At 38.0% G+C, this 18,424-nt stretch carries 10 protein-coding genes, 2 tRNA genes and 1 pseudogene; 7 read left to right on the top strand and 6 right to left on the bottom strand.

Annotation, left to right across the window (positions count from 1 at the left end; all coding sequences use genetic code 11):
* Window positions 1-542 precede the first annotated feature (542 nt).
* A complete protein-coding gene (locus ACFILY_RS07935; RefSeq protein WP_375637798.1) occupies window positions 543-3,578 on the bottom strand; it encodes an autotransporter outer membrane beta-barrel domain-containing protein in 3,036 nt (1,011 codons plus the stop codon).
* Between the two features lie 675 nt (window positions 3,579-4,253).
* Complete coding sequence (locus tag ACFILY_RS07940; protein WP_375637797.1) at window positions 4,254-11,450, bottom strand: autotransporter outer membrane beta-barrel domain-containing protein; 7,197 nt, start codon at window positions 11,448-11,450, stop codon at window positions 4,254-4,256.
* A gap of 198 nt (window positions 11,451-11,648) precedes the next feature.
* On the opposite strand from ACFILY_RS07940, the gene ACFILY_RS07945 reads away from it, so the two are divergent.
* From ACFILY_RS07945 to ACFILY_RS07965, 5 genes are all read left to right on the top strand, one after another.
* Window positions 11,649-12,599, top strand: a complete 951-nt coding sequence (locus tag ACFILY_RS07945; RefSeq protein WP_375637796.1) for a siderophore ABC transporter substrate-binding protein — start codon at window positions 11,649-11,651, stop codon at window positions 12,597-12,599.
* A gap of 103 nt (window positions 12,600-12,702) precedes the next feature.
* A complete protein-coding gene (locus ACFILY_RS07950) occupies window positions 12,703-13,659 on the top strand; it encodes an iron chelate uptake ABC transporter family permease subunit (protein WP_273791483.1) in 957 nt (318 codons plus the stop codon).
* Window positions 13,652-14,602, top strand: coding sequence for an iron chelate uptake ABC transporter family permease subunit (locus ACFILY_RS07955; RefSeq protein ID WP_375631513.1), 951 nt, complete (start codon window positions 13,652-13,654; stop codon window positions 14,600-14,602). Before ACFILY_RS07950 ends, ACFILY_RS07955 begins: the two co-directional genes overlap by 8 nt.
* Complete coding sequence (locus ACFILY_RS07960) at window positions 14,599-15,357, top strand: ABC transporter ATP-binding protein (RefSeq protein WP_375623948.1); 759 nt, start codon at window positions 14,599-14,601, stop codon at window positions 15,355-15,357. Before ACFILY_RS07955 ends, ACFILY_RS07960 begins: the two co-directional genes overlap by 4 nt.
* 64 nt (window positions 15,358-15,421) lie before the next feature.
* Window positions 15,422-15,495: transfer RNA gene (locus ACFILY_RS07965), tRNA-Gln, on the top strand.
* Between the two features lie 155 nt (window positions 15,496-15,650).
* On the opposite strand, the pseudogene ACFILY_RS07970 reads toward ACFILY_RS07965, so the two are convergent.
* Window positions 15,651-15,850 (bottom strand): annotated as a pseudogene (locus ACFILY_RS07970) (DNA adenine methylase); the annotation flags it as partial.
* A 1,298-nt stretch (window positions 15,851-17,148) separates the two neighbouring features.
* On the opposite strand from ACFILY_RS07970, the gene ACFILY_RS07975 reads away from it, so the two are divergent.
* Window positions 17,149-17,331, top strand: a complete 183-nt coding sequence (locus ACFILY_RS07975) for a hypothetical protein (RefSeq protein WP_375637795.1) — start codon at window positions 17,149-17,151, stop codon at window positions 17,329-17,331.
* Window positions 17,332-17,403: 72 nt separating this feature from the next.
* On the opposite strand, the gene ACFILY_RS07980 is transcribed toward ACFILY_RS07975, so the two are convergent.
* Together ACFILY_RS07980 and ACFILY_RS07985 are read right to left on the bottom strand one after the other, a co-directional pair.
* On the bottom strand, window positions 17,404-17,568 hold the full coding sequence (locus tag ACFILY_RS07980; protein ID WP_375637794.1) for a hypothetical protein: 165 nt from the start codon (window positions 17,566-17,568) through the stop codon (window positions 17,404-17,406).
* 54 nt (window positions 17,569-17,622) lie between these two features.
* Complete coding sequence (locus ACFILY_RS07985; protein WP_375643604.1) at window positions 17,623-17,793, bottom strand: hypothetical protein; 171 nt, start codon at window positions 17,791-17,793, stop codon at window positions 17,623-17,625.
* 260 nt (window positions 17,794-18,053) lie between these two features.
* Here ACFILY_RS07985 and ACFILY_RS07990 point away from each other — a divergent pair.
* Window positions 18,054-18,127 (top strand) — tRNA-Gln (locus ACFILY_RS07990).
* 177 nt (window positions 18,128-18,304) lie between these two features.
* On the opposite strand, the gene ACFILY_RS07995 is transcribed toward ACFILY_RS07990, so the two are convergent.
* Window positions 18,305-18,424 (bottom strand): DnaB-like helicase C-terminal domain-containing protein (locus tag ACFILY_RS07995; protein ID WP_375659717.1); only part of this gene is annotated, 120 nt, incomplete at its 5' end.

The following is an 18,424-nucleotide window of genomic DNA, read 5'->3' on the forward strand; positions in this document are numbered from 1 at the left end:
TCTCATTCACCAATTTTCTCAGATATATCTCATTATTTCCATCCCCATTTCACAACGACAGCGGATATAATATAAAGTTCATCGGATACAGCCCTCATTGCGCCTGAGTAGCATTTTTGTCTTTGCCAATTTCTAATATTGTAAATCCTCTCCTCTTAACATAATTCCCAAAATTATATTGACCCTTTCTTAAATGATTATCCACTTGCCAATCTTACATATAATAGACAAAGGAATGCTTTTTATGGATTCATCATAAGAGCATTGAAAATATTTCAGCGCCCTAAATTAAAAAATATCTTTATAAATCAAAATATTATAAATAATATAACAATCACTCTGAAATACGCATTTTGAAACAATAACGTACAAACTCTTCAGACTTTTCAAAAAAATGAAAGAAGTCCAACCTAAAAGCATATTAAAGATATGCAAAGTCACACTCTCGTAAAAATGCTATAACACAAGATGAATAGAGAATGAGAAAAGCCACAAGTACAACTTGTGGCTTTTTGAAAGATTAATCAAAAACAGGAACAACACTAGAAATGATAACGCAATCCACCTGAAAAACTCGTTCCAGAAAAACCAGCTTTCGTTAGTTTGTGCTGATAAACCAAATCGCCGTAAAGCGCAAATTTTTGAGACAATTGGGCATTAAAACCTAACCCAGTTTCTAATGAAGAACCAAAAGCACCTAGCTGAAAAGCATCTTTAAAATGCACAAATTGTTTTCCTTCAAAACCATGAGCAAGATGAAGCTTGCCATAGAAAGAAATAACTTGAGCCTCATCAGTAGCGACCAGCCTCTTTGTTAAACGCCCCCCAATACGCCCTATCCATTGATGAAGCTTTCCTAAATCAATATCAAAGCCGTCCACATCACGCACCTTATTAAATTGAAGATATTGATAAACAACCTGAACTTGAGGATCAAAAACAAAACCGTCCTCTCCTACCATAAATGTTTTACCAGCAGTCAATGAAGCACTTAAAGGATTTCCCTTTAATGTTGCCGTCTTGCCCCGTGCGGTTGTTAGAACATCACCCTTAAAAAACCCATAAGACACAAGACCATCAACGTAAAAACCCGCATCATGCTGCATACCACCATATGCTGTAACTGACCATTTATCAAATGTACTTTTTTGACTCTGCTCAACATTCAAAGGTTGCAAAGAAAATCTCTCGTAAGCCCCGATAATTCCAAAAGAAGTGGAACCATACGTATTTTCGATTGCTTTCAGCAAAACACCAGCCTCTAGTGCATTATAATCAAACTCGCCGCCATAACCATATTCAAGCGCAGAAAGATTTGAAGTATAACGATGATTGCCGCCATAACCACTCACAAAAAAGAGAGGTTTTTCACGACTTTCTAATAAGCCCCCAGAAGCAATTCGCAAAGCTTCTAATCGCTTATTTTGATTGTTAACATTCATCAAACCAATATGACGTAAGGCATTAGGTAAAAGGAGATAAGTCGGAACCTGCGGAACAACAGCCTTAACGCCCGGCTTAGGACGAGGATGAGGCTCCGGAGCTGGTTCTGGAAAAGGTTCTGGTCCTGGAATTGGGTCAGGATCTGGTTTAGGTTTAACATCAGAATCTATCGATCTACTTTCAAGGCGAAAATCCCAAAATTCTCCGTTCCCTTCAACTAATCTTTGATCCATGTTTGCTTTTCCCAAATGAGACCCTGGACCATAACTATAAAGCTTATACTGATAAGGCAATTTATCTAATGCTACATAACCACCTTCCAACTGAAAAGAATCTTGCTTTGCTTCTCCAGAAACCTGAATGATTGAAATACCTTCAGCATTCCCCCCCTTTCCCGTATATCCTCCTGGACTTCCTGCAACTCCATGCACTTGGAGCTTTGTTTTTCCCGAAACATCACCATGAATTAAAACACGATCAGTCTTTTGATGATCAAGAGCACCACCACTATTCAGGTATGTATTAAGAGAAATAGAGGCACCGCCCTGTGCTTTATAAACTTCACCCTTTCCCTTTCCCACACGAAGGGTTTGATAATCATCAACAGAAGAAGATTCGTGTCTTTTAAAATTAATAGAGCTCTCATCCATAAGACTCACGAGTGAAATAGAAGAATCATGTGCAGCCTCGTGTTGATCTTTTTGCAACGGTTGTTGTAAAATCCATTGAGAATGACCTCCCAAATAAAGCTCAGCATTAGAATTTTTATCAACGTGTGTGCGACCCTCAAGAGTAGAAGCATCCGCCAAAACTGTTATAGAAGCACCTTCCTCAGCTTTTAATAAAAAATTCCCTGAACGAAGAGTGCTGTGTACCAACCCCACCGCACCAGAAATCATGTTTTTACCATAAAGAGCCGCATCGTCTAAAACAGAAAACTCTGTTTTATCCAAATTAACAACTTCTAATCGTGGTGGAACTTTTTCTTCCTCTGATGAAATTTCTTCTTTTTTATCCCCACCTTCACTCCATGGCTTCTCTCCCCGAAAATAGATACCATAAGATCCCTTACCATTTACGGTAACAGAAGAGGATTTCATATTAACTTCAGTCACAGGAATCTTTGAATCAGAATCCTCATTTGATAAATTTTTAACTTCCTGAAGAGGAATAGAATTAACTTTATTTTCTAATAATATGCCATGGACACCCCCACCAGTACTAACAATAGTACCCTCTAAATTAACAGCCCCCCCTAAATCCGTACGCAAAACCGCATGATTATCCGAATTTTTTTCTTTACCTTTCCCAGTAATTTTAACATTCTCGAGATTTACTTTTCCACCTAACATCGAAGAAATCCCATGGCTGTTCATAAAATCAACTGATCCACCTGACATCCAAATTTCTGAATGATCATAACTTAAAAGACTTGCATTCCCATTAGCGGTCTTAACTTTTGTATCTTCTAAAAGAACAAACGATTTCTCTGCTGCATCAACACCCTCATGGTTCTCCACAATCTTTCCATTTTTTACCTCAATCACGCCATTACTCGCACGAAGGGCTATAATTGTGCCTTTGATAATCGGATCTTCCAAAACAATCTTACCGTTCTCTAATACATGCACCCCCATTAGAAAAGTTTTATCAGCAACTTGACTACTAACCGTTACACCCTTCCCGCAAACTTCTGTACCTATTCCTTTCACCGTTATAGCAGTAACGCTCGACGGTTTCCCCCCACGTACAGCTTTATAAGACCGATTATCAATTTTGTCTTTTTCACAATTATCGCATATATAATATGCACCATCATGTAATATAAGCTTATTATTTTCATATATTTCACGGCCGTATACACCTTCTTTTTCCTCACTGTATCCACTGAAAAAGTTAGAAAAATTATCCCTAATAGGATATCCATCAACACTACTGATAAAATAACTGCTGTTTGGAACAGTGGGGGCAATTGGGACGACATAAACATCGGTCTCGATATTGCTAATACCATAAGAAGACGTACTATAATGCCCTTTAACACTTGCTTCAACCATTGCTCCATTTTGAAGCAAAGAGAGGATAGCGGTTGTACAAGCACATAAACATACATGATTTCTAAAAACTTTAATCATAGTTCCCTCGAAACTTTCCTTCCCCTCTCATTAAAAACAAAAGCACTTACAAAACACCCCATTGCACACCTCAAAAATACGAAAAGTGTAACAAAAGAACATGCCTCATGCTCATCTGAACTGTGCAATGAATTATCCCAATAAATTTGGCAAAAGCTCTACGCCAAAACCACCTATAAGAGAATAGTTACAAAACACACTTTATAAGTGTATAATGCATTCTGTATTTCGTGTAAAGAAAAAATAAAACCGGTGCGTGCAATTAATTAAAAACACAATCAAACCTTGTGAACTTTAAAAATTAATCCACAAGGAGATGAATGAAACAATGACTTAAATCAGTAGAAAACAAACGCTCAAAAACGAGCTTTAGAAAACATCAAATATTATATTAGATAATATCAATACAGTACCAAAAAGGATAACGTAACGCATACCGGTCTGCTGAACGCTTTAAAAGCCGATAAAAGCGAAGCACTCTATCGCATCAGTAGTAGCATAAATTTTAAGAAAATTCGCTTTAGCGGAGAAAAGTGCTCTCATGCATAAAACAAACTATGTCTTTTTTGCTTAATAAAGAAGACGAGATTTTTTAAGAACAACACAAGTTGTTATAAAGAGAAAAGGCAGCACAATGTGCTGCCTTTTCTAATAAGGTACATAGTGTACCTTATATTAAAACTGATAACGTACTCCTCCGGAAAAACTTGTTCCCGAAAAACCAGCCTTATTAAGCTTATGTTGATAGAGAATATCAGCATGCAGAGAGAACTGTGGCAACAATTTGGCATTAAAACCTAATCCAGCCTCTATAGAGGAACCAAAAGCTCCTAACTTGAAAGCATCATTGAAATGCACAGACTGTTTTCCTTCAAAACCATGAGCAAGATAAAGCTTACCATAGAAAGCAATAGCATTCACGCCTTCAGAACCTGTAGGAATCTTGGTTAAGCGTCCACCAACACGTGCTACCCACTGATTAAGGTTACCCATTTCAATATCAAAATTGTCAATATCACGAGCTTTATTAAACTGGAGATGTTGATACACAACCTGAACCTGCGGATCAAAGACAAAACCCTTATATCCTGTCGCAATTGTCTGACCACCAGCTAAAGAAACACTCAAAGGATTACCTTTTAATGTTGCTGTTTTACCCCGTGCAAGGGTGAGAACATCACCTTTGAACAGACCATAGGATAAAAGACCGTCGACATAGAAGCCAGCATTATGCTGCATGCTACCATATACCGTAGCAGTCCATTTATCAAATGCACTCTTCTGGCTTTGCTCAACATTCAAAGGCTGCAGAGAAAGTTTTCCATAAGTTCCCATAACGCCAAAGGATATAGCACTGTCAGCATTTTCAATAGTTTGCAGCAGAACACCTGCCTCTACACCATTATAACTAAGATCGCCGTCATAACCATATTCAAGTGCGGAAAGATCTGAAGCATAACGGTAACTTCCACCATAGCCGCGCAAGTATAAAGCGGGATTTTCACGAACCTCTACCATTCCTGTAGAAGTCATCCGCAACGTCTCCAATTGCTTATTTTGATTGCTAATATCCATCAAACCAGCGTGGAATACGCTATTAGGCAAGACAAGATAAGTTGGAACCTGTGGAACAACAGACCTTACAAATTGTTCAGGAAGGGCAGCAGATCCAACAGACTTAACATACTGATTTTCTAAACGGAAGTTCCAAAATTCTCCACCATCCTTAACAAATTTCTGCTGAACATGCTCCTGTTTCGAAGTCGCTTCTGGACCATAAGCACGAAGAGTATATTTGTAAGGTGAGTTTCTCAGTGCAACATAATTGCCATCGAGTTGGAAAGAGTCTTTCTTTGCTTGACCATAGACCTGAATAATTGAAACAGTATGAGCAATCTTGGCATTCGCTTTACCATCTCCTACATTGCCCGCATCACCTCGTACATGTATTTTTGTTTTTCCAGAAACATCACCATGAATTACAAGCCGATCAGTGACTTGCTGATTATTCGGATCATGAGGATTTAAACGTGCATTGAGATGAATTGCAGCATTACCCTGTGCAGCATAAACTGTTCCTTTCCCATTTCCAATATGGAGAGTCTGATATTTTCCTTCAGATTCCGAAGATGCAAAATCAATAGTACTATTTACAAGACTTACAGAAGAAACGCATGAATCCACACATCCTAAATCTGGAGTACCCAAATTCCTCTGTGCACTTCTTTTTAGAATCCACTCTGATTGATTAATTAAATCTAATTTTGCATAAGAACTTTTATCAACGCGAACATCGCCTTTAACAATAGAACTATCAACCAAAACCGATATATTGGAATCATTGTCAGCCTTCAACAACAAGTCACCAACAAGAGTTGTTTTATTTTCTACTGAAACATGACCACCAGAATTATTACCATAGATCGCTATACCACTTGCAACTTCAAAATCAGTTTTTTTCAACGAAACTGTCCCTGTTATGCCTACAAGCGTTTTTTCCTGTTTGGATACAGTACTCCGCTTAACAACAATTGCTTTCTCAGTTGCTAAATCCTCACTCCGATTTTGTTGACTCGCTTCTTTCTGTATTCCCCCATCAAAATATATACCATAGGTTCCATCACCTTCCACTGTAACAATAGAAGACTCGATATTTGCATGATTCGTAGTAGGACGAACCTCAGAAGATCTCCTTCTCCTAGAAGAGCCGGTCTCAACCACATTATCATCAGACTTCATAATCCACAAAGCATGAGCATCAGTCACAACATTCCCATTCTTAAAATCAACAGAAGCATTATCACTCAACAGAAAAGCTGCACGCCCAAAGTTATCTGCGGAATCTAACTTACCCTGTCCTTTTTTCGCAGTAATATTAACTTTGTCTAACTCAACGCTTCCCCCAGCTTCTGACCTCACAGCCACTCCCTTTTCCAAAGTAATAGCCCCAGAGTCCATAGACACCTTACCAGCCAGACTTACCAAACCAGCCGCAGCCAAATCCCCCGTCACGTTAATTTTCGTATCCTTTAAATTAACAGATGATCCAGAACCCGCCAAAGCGCCTACATAAAGCGCATCGACTGTCCCACCAGTCATCTTAACCTTTCCACCACTTTGCGCTTCAAGCCCAATCACAGAAGATTGGATTTTTGATTTTTTATCCAAAATAACTTCTGCTTTATCTTCTGCAAGCACAGCACTCACGGCATGTATTTCATTAAAATCAACATTATTTTTTCTATCAGAAAAATCTGCACCACTAATGGTGGCCCCCTCTAACTTAATAACCGTATCCTGATTTTTTACATGCATAGGATGCTGAGTTTTATCGCTTGCCTTCAATGTAAGGTTGGTTATTGTCCGAGATTGACCATCACTACATGAATAAGGAGTTTGCAACGCCTTCACACCATTATTCTGTATAGCATCACACGTAGAAGAAACCGTTTTCTTAGAAGAAACATCTCCACCACCAGCATTACTAATCATAAGAACACGTCCAACAGCTCTAGAAGATGCAACAGGCTTTACAGAAACCACAGGAGAAGAAGGCTCCATAGCAGCAGCTCTATTAGAAGATACAGTAGACGTCTCAGAAACTACAGAAGCAGAAGCATTTATAGAAGAAGCTCCTTTAGAAGATACAGTAGACGTCTCAGAAACTACAGGAGCAGAAGGCTTCATAGCAGAAGCTACATTAGAAGATATAGCAGGTGTCTCAGAAACTACAGAAGCAGAAGGCTTCATAGCAGAATCTCCATTAGAAGGTATAGCAGATATCTCAGAAACCACAGGAGAAGAAGACCTCATAGCAGAAGCTACATTAGAAGATGTAGCAGAAGCTACATTAGAAGATGTAGCAGAAGCTACATTAGAAGATGTAGCAGAAGCTCCATTAGAAGGTATAGCAGCAGCTCCATTAGAAGGTATAGCAGCAGCTACATTAGAAGGTATAGCAGCAGCTCCATTAGAAGGTATAGCAGATGGAGAAGAAGACCTCATAGCAGCAGCTGACTTTATAGGTAATGGCCTCTTAGATACAGTATGATACTCAGGTGTTACAGAAATTTCATCTGCAGATATTACAAGCCCCCTACTAGTATCAGATTTCCCACTTAAATTAACTCTTGGAGGTACTAAAGGTGCCAAATTTCCGGATACAGGAGGAGTGACAGATGACGAAGATGGAGTAACAGGTGAAACGGTACGCATTAAATCTTCAGACAATAAATCTTCAGACAATAAATCTTCAGACAATACAAATACCTCAAAATCATCTTCTTCATATTCACTATATTCATCATCTTCATAAAATCCGTCAGATGTTTCAGATCTCAAAAGTGAATTACCTTGAACAGAGACTACAGATGCAGATTCTCCATGTACAAGAGAAGTTGTGAATTCATTATTTACTTCACCAGTATCAGTATCAGCATTAGTATCTACTTCAGTTTTAGGAGAAGCAACTGCAACAAGTGGCTTAACTTTTGGCTTAACTTTAAAAACAGGTTGAAAATTAGCAGTAGCAGTATAAGCAGAAACGAGAGGTATAAAATATTCATTTTCTAAACGAAAATCCCAAACACTTCCACTATTTTTAAGTAATGTATTATCGAAATACTGCATTTTCGGAGGAATAGTTGGACCATAAGCACGAAGAACATACTTATAAGGCAACCCTTCTCGTGTAATATAATCACCTTTCAGCTTAAAAGAATCCCTCTCTGCATTTCCAAAAACCTGAATAATTGAAATACTATGAGGTGTATCCTCTTGTGGTATACCATCAGAAGTATCATTCACAACTACCATTGTTTTCCCAGAAACATCACCATGAATCAACAATCTGTCAGATATTTGAGATTTTTCTGTAGATTTTTCTGTATTGCTAGGCATCAAATTTGCATTGAAGTAAATTGTAGCACCAGAAGCGGCAGAAGCACTATAAACTGTTCCCTTCCCATTTCCTATGCGAAGAGTTCGATACTCAATATCTTTCTTAGATGTACTTCCATCTTTCAAAGAAGTAAAAAATCTAACATTACTATCTACAAGTTTCATAGATGAAAGACATGAATCTACACAACCCGTATCTGAATCTTCCAAACTATTATGCAGATTCTTTGTTAAATACCACTCTGATCCCCCAGATAGAAAAAGCCTAGCTTGAGATTTTTTATCAACGTGAGCTCCCCCCATGACGACAGAGTCTTCAACAAGAACCGACAAATGCGCTCCCTCTTCAGCTTTCAACACTAAATCACCCGAAAGAGTTGAGTCATCTTTTACAACGACGTACCCATCCAAACTGTTAGCATAAACGACCACACCATCAGGAACTTTGAGAGAAGTATTTTTCAAAAGAACTGCATGCAAACTATCTCTATTATCTTTTGTTCCACCCTCTACTAGACTCTGTTGTCCATGTTGACCACTTTCTTCTCTCACACTCGTTTGACTATTTTCTTCCCTCACATTCGAAGGTACATCACCAAAAAATACACCACGAGACTTACCTGTCAATTTAATAGTTGAATTTTGAATATCAGAAACTATTAACTTGATAACCCTAGAATCTGCATCCGACACATCTGCAGAATCTTCAGCAGCAATTCCAGAAGATGCATTAGAATCGGCATCCTCCCCTAAAAAATCCTCCACAGAGGATAAAACCTCAAAAAACGCGGAACTAACACTATCAAGTACAGCACTATCTTCAGATTCAATAGAGATCACCTCACCAACAACGTCACCAGTGTCGAGTTTCTGCTGTTTCAAAGTTACATCATCATCGTTATCATCATCGTTATCATCATCGTTATCATCATCCTCCACATCTAGTGCATCCGAAACTCCATAGATATTATTCTCAGAGTTATCATTTACCAACAAAGCAATAGTATTGGAAGCTTTAAGCTCTCCATTTTTAAAGGAAACAGTACCCCCAAGTGACAATAACCCTATACTCGTCTCTGAAGCATCTGCTTCTTGAGTTTTTGGTTCCTCAGCAACTGTAATAGCCGTCCCGTCTAGTAGAACAATCCCCTCTTCTGCAGAGATAACTCCTCTTCCACCCTCTTTTACATTAATTGCCCCAGACTTCATCCCTATAACAGATGCACCCAAACTAACTAAGCCGATTCTTTTAACATTAATATCTACATTCTTTAAAAAAATCTGCCCACCATCACTAGCAAGAGCACCTATATACGTATCTCTAATCCCTCCCCCCACCATCGTGATCTTTCCAGTCCCTTCAGCCCGAAGCCCAATAAAAAAACCCTGAATATTTGAGTTTTTCAAATTAACCTCTGCATTCATATTTTGAGAAGAATCTCTGACATATACACCAGCATAAAGCGGATCAAGACTATATAAACTACTTATGTTCTCTATATCTACTTTATCATTCTGTATACCCGCCGAAGATAAACTTTCAGAAAGTTCTTTCTCAATCTTCATACTTTCAATGGATACTTCTTCCAAATTAACAACTACTTTCCCATCATCAGAAGGAGATTCCACATTTACAGCATTTTCACCTTGATCCGCTATAATCGCCCCCCCTATTAGAGTATATACTCCGGACTGATTACAGGAAATAGACCCATATATTCGCTGATCACCATTGAGTAAATCAGCTAATCCTTTACCGGCCTCCACAGAATCTATAAATTCTATAGCCCCAACACCGTCACCAACTGGCACAGATACACTCACACCAGGGATTATATTACCTGATACATCAGCTGGTAAAGAATTCAATACAGGACGTGATATACCTGGCATACCAACAAGAGCATCTGCACTCGCTTTTTGTACGATTAGCACCTCTTCCCCCATTGGAAAATGGGTTTGAGCACCACCACTTGAATTATCTCCTCGCGGAATATTAAATAATTTCCACACATCTACAGTTTTTGGAAGATCTAATCCTCTAACCAACTCTCCATCTAATCCACTTGGTACACCTGCAAACCCGGCACGTGCTTTCCCCCCACCTGTTCTTGCTTCCACATGTTCTGCTCTTACTGCTCTTGCTCTCCTAGTAGGTACACTGCCTGCACCTGGAACACCTGGCATGCTACTCAAAGCATCATTTGTTATAGTACCAGGACCAACACCTGGAATAGCAGGCAGGTTCGTTATATTTTCGCCACTCGGAACACCTGATATAGTTATTTGTTGACTTACAGTGTTTAATCCTCCTCCTGCTCCTGCTATATTACCTGATAATGTATCTTGTACAAGAGCTAATGGGCCACCGAAGCCAACTGGTACACCTTCTTGCGCCACTTTTTCTACTGTTTTTTCTACTGTTTTTATCCGAGTAGATAAGACGCCTGAACCTGGGACCCCCGGCACAGCACCCACACCATCTGAAATACCACCCACAACATTAGGCACAGCACCTGCACCACTCGCAACATTAGGCACAGCACCTGCACCACCCGCAATACGAACACTACTCCCTGCAATATTCCGTATCATGCCAGGAACAAAAACATTATTCTTTCTAGAATGACAAGCACTAATAGGTCGAATAGAACTTAAAACAGGCCCAATCCGAGCCTGATCCTGAACAGAACCACTATCAACAGAATCACCGGTTCTAGATTGTGCTATTCCAGGAGTCTCCACTCCTTCGGGTGGTGTTGTAGCTCCTGAGCTCGATCCTCCACCTAAAGAGGTTAAAGATGATATTGATGATGATAATGATGATGATAATGATGATAATGATGGCAATGAAATTGAAGGTAGTGTAAACCAACTACCACTCCCCATAGAAGCATCTACACCTTGTAAAAAGAAGAAAGCACTTGTTGTCAGTGCGTACAAACGTGTACGCTTTTTAAATACATTGATCATATGTCAAACTTTCTAAATAATGTTGCAAAAACACTAGAATTAAGTGAAAATGAGGTAAGTGAACGATTTGTAACATATGTAAGTCAACTTTACAACATAGTGTTATTTATTTACGCTTCATTTTGTGCATAAAAATACCAAAGTTAAGTTTTTAATTGCACAACCCCTTGTAATATCAGATAAAAGGATAAAATCACGATGATAAAATATATGAAATGGATGACTTCTGTTTTACTGGTTGCCATCAGCTTTGCAACGGTTTTGTGGACTCATACGAGTATTGCAAATACCAGTACCCAGACAAATGTAACGATTGATCATGTTTCAGGCACGACTTCTGTTCCCGCTTCTCCGCAAAAGGTTGCTGTGTTTGATCTTGCTTCGCTAGATAATATGAATCGCCTTGGTATCAAAGCCGTTATCGGCCTTCCAGAAGGAAAAAAACCTTCCTATCTGCAACAATTTAATGATGAAAAATATGAAAGAATTGGAACCGTTTTTGAACCAGATTATGAAAAAATTGCCACTCTTCAACCCGATTTGATTATTATTTCCTCCAGAACTCAAGCAAAATATAAAGATTTATCCAAAATAGCTCCAACAATTGATCTAACAGTAGAAAACGAAAATTCTCTTGAAGATATTAAACGAAATGTGTCTATCCTTGGAAAAATTTTTGGCAAAACACAAGAAGCAGAACAGGAAATTGCAAAACTCAATGAAGCTTTTGCTGAAGTCCGTAAAAATACCCAAGGAAAAGGCACTGGGCTCATACTCATGACTTCTGGTGGAAAAATCAGTGCTTTCGGACCAAAATCACGTTTCGATATTTTTCACTCCGCTTTTGGAATTGCCCCTGCAACCGATAAACTTACCGTGCAAAAACATGGACAACTCATTTCTCCTGAATTCATTCTTGAAACCAATCCTGATTGGTTGTTAGTGATTGATCGCGATGCAGCCATTGGACGGGAAGGACAATCCGCAGCACAATTGCTCAACAATGAGCTTGTTCACCGCACAACAGCGAGCAAACAAAACCAAATTATTTATTTGGACTCTTGGAGCTGGTATCGTGCAAATGGTGGTTTAACGGCACTCATTGAAACCGCACAGCAGATCAATGAAGCCTTTACAAAGAGCAAATAAGCGTACAAAAGAGCTTGCTTGATATATAAATAAAATTTAAAAGCAGAGGTTGTTTATTAAGCAGTCTTTGCTTTTTGTAGGTTTTGTTAGAAAATGATTTAACGTGAAGAATTACTGGATAACCATAACACTTCTAATTTTCCTGTCTATCCTCAGCATTTTTGTTGGTTATTCTGATGTCACACCTTCTGACCTATTCGCAGCAGATCCCCATGCCTGGCTTATCTTTTGGCAAACACGTCTTCCTCGTACCATTGCAATCCTTTTAGTAGGCGCAGCACTTGCACTTTCAGGTATGATTATGCAACTATTGACACGCAATCGCTTTGTCGAGCCATCAACCACTGGAACCATTGAATCTGCTTCCCTTGGCATTCTTTTTATTATGATTTTTTTACCCGATATTCCTGTTTTAGGAAAAATGGTCGTTGCGACAATTTTTGCAATGGCAGGCACTTTACTTTTTATGTTTTTATTGCGACGCATTCCTCTAAAATCTGCTCTCATTGTACCCCTTACAGGGATTATGCTAAGCTATATTATTGGCTCTTTAACCAATGCCATTGCAGATTATGAAATGTTACTCCCTTCTCTTCAAGCTTACTTATTTGGCAGTTTTGCGATGGTTCTTGAAGGAAAATATGAGCTCTTATGGTTATCCCTTCCCCTTTGTATTCTAGCCTATTGTACTGCTGATCGCTTTACGGTTGCAAGTTTGGGAGAAGATTTAACCAACAACCTTGGATTGAATTATCGTGTTGTCATGTTTTTTGGTCTTTTTATTGTCGCCTCAATCACTGCTGTTGTTGTCTGTACCATTGGCCGTATTCCTTTTGTTGGGTTGATTATTCCAAATATTGTTTCAAGTTTCATGGGAGATAATATGCGCTATACCGCTCCTTGGGTGGCCATCAGCGGTGCAGGATTGGTCTTGATTTGTGATCTTTTAGGACGAATAATTCATCCCTCTCTTGAAATTCCCATCAGCACCATAATGGGTGTAATCGGTAGTTTTATTTTTATGATACTGCTTTTACGCTGGAGAAAGCGTCTTGGATAGAAGAAGAAAAACAATATGTGTACTAACAACACTTATCATCATAGCATGTACTATCATTAGTCTTTACATGACATGGAATATCAATGTTTATACATGGAAATTTCGTCTTACAAAACTTTCCTCTCTGCTTCTTATTGCCTACGCAATAAGCGTTTCTACGGTTTTATTTCAAACAATCGTTAATAACCGTCTTCTTACCCCTTCAATTATGGGATTTGATCAGCTTTATATTTTAATAAAGACTGCCCTAATGTATTTTGTAGGCTCTCTTTCTTTACCCTTTTTGAATGAAGAAGGACAGCTTGTTCTTGAAGCCCTCATTCTTATTCTTTTTTCAATAAGCCTTTTTCGCTGGCTCTTTTCAGGAAGCCTAAAAGGGCTTCATTTGACGCTTTTAATCGGTGTTGTTTTAGGCGGCTTTTTTTTCAGTTTACGGATGTTTATGCAATTGCAACTAAATCCAGACCAAATGATGAATTTAACGGATATTATGTTTGCAAATTTTAATAAATTCAATACACCATTAATAAGCTTTGCCACAATCATTGTCTTCATTGTGAGTCTGATTGGATGGCATTCCCGTCATCTTCTTGATATTTTGGCTTTGGGACGTGAAAATGCCCTCAATCTTGGCGTTAATTACCACAAAAGTGCGACAGCTGTCCTTATTTTTGTTTCCATTCTCGTATCCATTTCCACCGCATTAGTAGGCCCCGTCACCTTTTTTGGACTGTTAGTTGCCAACCTTTCCTATGAACTTTCTCCTCAAGCAAAACACAGTGTTGTTGTGCCGATTGCAATATTGTTAGCGATTATTTGTTTGGTGGGGGGACAATTTATTTTAGAACAAATTTTTCATATGGCAGGGCGTTTAAGTTTTATCATTGAGTTTTGTGGGGGTATTGTTTTCTTAATGTTACTGATGAAGGGAAAACTAAAATGATTGAGATCAATCATCTTTCCAAGGCTTACGGAGCACGATTGATTATCGATAATTTATGCCTTCATCTTCCAAAAGGGGGGATTATTTCTCTCATTGGGCCCAATGGTTCCGGAAAATCAACTCTTTTAATGCTGATAAGACGTCTTTTGCCACACCATAATGGTACAATTCATATCGACGGCTTTGATATTGATAAAATGCCCCACGATATTTTGGCTCAAAAACTCTCAATTCTGCGTCAAGAAAATCCTTTGTCTTTTCGCTTAACCGTGTACGATTTAGTAAGTTTCGGACGCTATCCTTATTCAAAAGGCTGGTATACACATGAAGATAAACAATTTATCGACAGTGCGCTACGCTATCTCGGCTTACAAGATTTAAAAGACCGTTTTTTAGATGAGCTTTCTGGTGGTCAGCGTCAACGCGCTTTTATAGCCATGGTTATCTGCCAAGACACTGATTATCTTCTTTTAGATGAACCATTAAACAATCTGGATATGAAACATGCCGTTTCTATGATGAAGCAGTTACGCCGCACAGCTGATGAACTGAAAAAAACCATTCTTATTGTTATGCACGATATTAATTTTGCCTCATCTTACTCAGATATGATTGTTGCATTGAAAAATGGGAAAGCGGCCTATTGTGGGACTCCAAAAGAAATTATGCAACCAGAAATTCTTAAAGACATTTACGATGTCGATATTCAAATCAAAACAATTAATGACATCCCTATCGCTCTTTATTATCGATAATCATAAAGATTTTTTGCGCTTGCATGCACTATAGAATCTGCTAGGGATAGTAAAATTGGCTTATTGGGGAATAGTTTAATGGTAGAACAGCGGACTTTGACTTCGTCAATCTTGGTTCGAATCCAAGTTCCCCAGCCAGTATTTAATGCCAGCCAGTATTTAATGATTGTAGCTTGTCATCGGGTTTTGTATAATTTGAAAGCAGGTTTTGCATCAATTTATTTTTTTCAAAGGATCTTCAAAAACGTTCACGGGTTATTTAAAATCCCTTTAATGCATATTTTTCTCTTCCTCTAAAAATTGCAATTTGAGATGATAAGCTCTTGAGCCGGTGCGGATTCTTTGAACCACATGTATAAGATGTGCCAACCTCTTTTATCTTAAATTGGCTAAAGATTTTTCGGATCTGAGGCACATCATTGACTTTCTCTTTAATTGCACAAGCAAAGCAAACATCGTCTGGTAATCCTCTCGCAAATAAATCCTTTCCATAGTAATACACGTATATCTGGCTATGTTTATGGGAACGCCTTATCTAATAGCTATAAACCTATCTAAAGAGAATTCAAAAAAGAAAGCCGTGCCAAATGATATGACGCGGCTTTCAGATATTGATTATAAGATTCGAATGAATCATCCACAATGGAGTAATGAATGCATATATACAAAACGTATCATATTGCAAGTGCTCTATTAGAAATATGAAAACTTATCAAAAGAAACGTAAATGATAGCTATGATTTTGATATCATTCATTAGCATTATAGAGCCTATAAAAGCTTAGTAACTTTATCAATCCAATCAAAAGAAAATGCATCTTAAATGAATGTTTTCTCAATAAGGCTTTCATAAGTATCTTTTCATTTTGCACTCAAATGTAACTTCTTTGCAAATTAACCAGCTCAAATTTGAGTTGGCAAAATCAACCAATCCAATTTTGGAGGCATTATCTTTAGAATAGAGCCATCTTTAAACATTATAGCTTTTGACTCAAAATTGAATAAAATCCCATGCCTTAGATGTTACAATGGTTTTGAATTTTGCTGCCTCATCTTTTTTTCAATAGGTGCCCCCCAATTTGGGGGGAGCTCATTTGGTTTCGTATTTTTAAACTGTAACTTTTAAAACGTTTTTTGCTCGCTTGCTTGCGTTATATCATTAAAAGGTTTTCAGTTTCATAAGACATAACATTGTGATTTTCATTCTATATTGTGATGATAGTATCCATATAATGCCTGCCTATCATTTACTAACTTTTTAGTAAGCGTTTTTAAAAACGATCTTGTCTTTAAATTCTTTTATGCAATCTTTATGAACTCAATCCATAAGCTTATGATAGTTTCAAACGATTATTCCTTTTAAGGTTGCACTCAAATAAAGAGCAAAACACATCCCATTCTTAAATGTATACAATTTATGTTATCGATAATTCCAAACGACTGAAATTTAAAACAATGTGATTTGTGCTGTGATAAAAACGTATCATAAAATTTATGACCTGTTATGAATGATAACCGCTTTTCATTTCATTTGAATGCACCCATGCGTTATAATATTTACATCATGATTTGCTTTTTATGGTCTATTCATCCATGGCAATCTTATATAAAAAATGATCAATTCAAACATGCATAAAAGTATGGATTCTTAAGTGGGTTTATACAAAATAACTGCACTTAATGTATTTATTTTATTAGTTTTTATGTACAGTACCTTTTTAACTTCATAAAGATATCAATTTCCTTGTAAAGAATATTCCTCCCATTCCAACAAAAGACTCCACATAAGGCGATGAGGGATAGCTTCTATGATTTACAGATACTGATCACTGGCCATGCAATAACGCCGACTGATGTCCAAGCCAATGAGGCCGCCTGTGGGAACAGGCAAGTTGTGGGGCTGAATATAATGGAACAGCACCGAACGGATAAGCCACGCGTCGTAAGTAAGCCTCCTAGCGTGCATAGCTTATAGGTTTTGGAAACAGACAATTATTATAATTCAGGTATTATAATTCAGACGATTAAACATCGGATCTCAGGCTTTTTAATCTAGTGGACAAACACGAATAATATGTCCGTCTGGATCTTTGGTTAGGAAGGTACGTCCAAATACATCAGTATACGGTTCCTTCAAAACATTTATCTCAACAGTGGTTTGCTCTTTCCATTCCGCATAGAGCTTATCTACATCCTCTCCCTTAGGCAACATAATGCCGATTTCTGAAAAACGAGGTGCATTTTCCTCAGGCGTATCGCCCCCAGATCAGAGAGCAAAGAGTGCATCCCCCGAAAAAGCAAATGCAACATAGCGTGGCAAAGTAAACACAGGTTCTTTTTTGAAGATGAATTTGTAAAAAGCGGTAGAATATTCTACATTTGAGACATATACCAACTGTAGGTTTGGGGGAACAGGATAAGTGGAAATATTACTCATTAATTCTCCATGATTTAGTAGCTGTCTTTTAACAAAGTATGCCTATATAGAGAATATTTCAACAAGAGTTTGTGATGCTTCCGTTCACGGTGTGCTCTATTTATATGTGTTTATTCGCTTATTGCTATATGCTAAAACATTGAGACCGCCACTACTGGGATTATAATGATATCCCTATCGCTCTTTATTATTGATAATCTAAAGATTTTTTGCACTTGCCTACACTATAGAATCTGCTAGAAATGGTAAAATTGGCTTATTGGGGAATAGTTTAATGGTAGAACAGCGGACTCTGACTCCGTCAATCTTGGTTCGAATCCAAGTTCCCCAGCCAGTTGTATGTATGTAGCTTGCTTGTAGCTTGTGTAGCTTGCCAGCGGGTTTTGTATATTTTGACACTAGGTTTTGTACCAATTTATTTTTTCTCAAAGAGTTTTAAAGATGTTCTCAAAGGGTCTTCAAAGACCTTTCAAAGGGTATTTAAAGCTCTCTTTAACGCATTTTTCTGCTCCTATTTTTCCAAATCACTAAAGCATGTAAAGTCGGGTTGAAAGGCAAGGGGAACGATTCCTGTCGGACCATGGCGTTGTTTTGCTATAATAACCTCGGCTTTACCCTTGGCTTGCTCCAT

Origin of the sequence: Bartonella sp. CL25QHWL (assembly GCF_042195335.1) — a bacterium.
Lineage (GTDB): Bacteria > Pseudomonadota > Alphaproteobacteria > Rhizobiales > Rhizobiaceae > Bartonella.

What these genes read in the sequence shown, in the direction of transcription:
- ACFILY_RS07935 (WP_375637798.1), bottom strand. Translation starts at nt 3,578, where the DNA reads ATGATTAAAGTTTTTAGAAATCATGTATGTTTATGTGCTTGTACAACC.
- ACFILY_RS07940 (WP_375637797.1), bottom strand. Translation starts at nt 11,450, where the DNA reads ATGATCAATGTATTTAAAAAGCGTACACGTTTGTACGCACTGACAACA.
- ACFILY_RS07945 (WP_375637796.1), top strand. Translation starts at nt 11,649, where the DNA reads ATGATAAAATATATGAAATGGATGACTTCTGTTTTACTGGTTGCCATC.
- ACFILY_RS07960 (WP_375623948.1), top strand. Translation starts at nt 14,599, where the DNA reads ATGATTGAGATCAATCATCTTTCCAAGGCTTACGGAGCACGATTGATT.
- ACFILY_RS07975 (WP_375637795.1), top strand. Translation starts at nt 17,149, where the DNA reads ATGAGGGATAGCTTCTATGATTTACAGATACTGATCACTGGCCATGCA.
- ACFILY_RS07980 (WP_375637794.1), bottom strand. Translation starts at nt 17,568, where the DNA reads ATGTTGCCTAAGGGAGAGGATGTAGATAAGCTCTATGCGGAATGGAAA.
- ACFILY_RS07985 (WP_375643604.1), bottom strand. Translation starts at nt 17,793, where the DNA reads ATGAGTAATATTTCCACTTATCCTGTTCCCCCAAACCTACAGTTGGTA.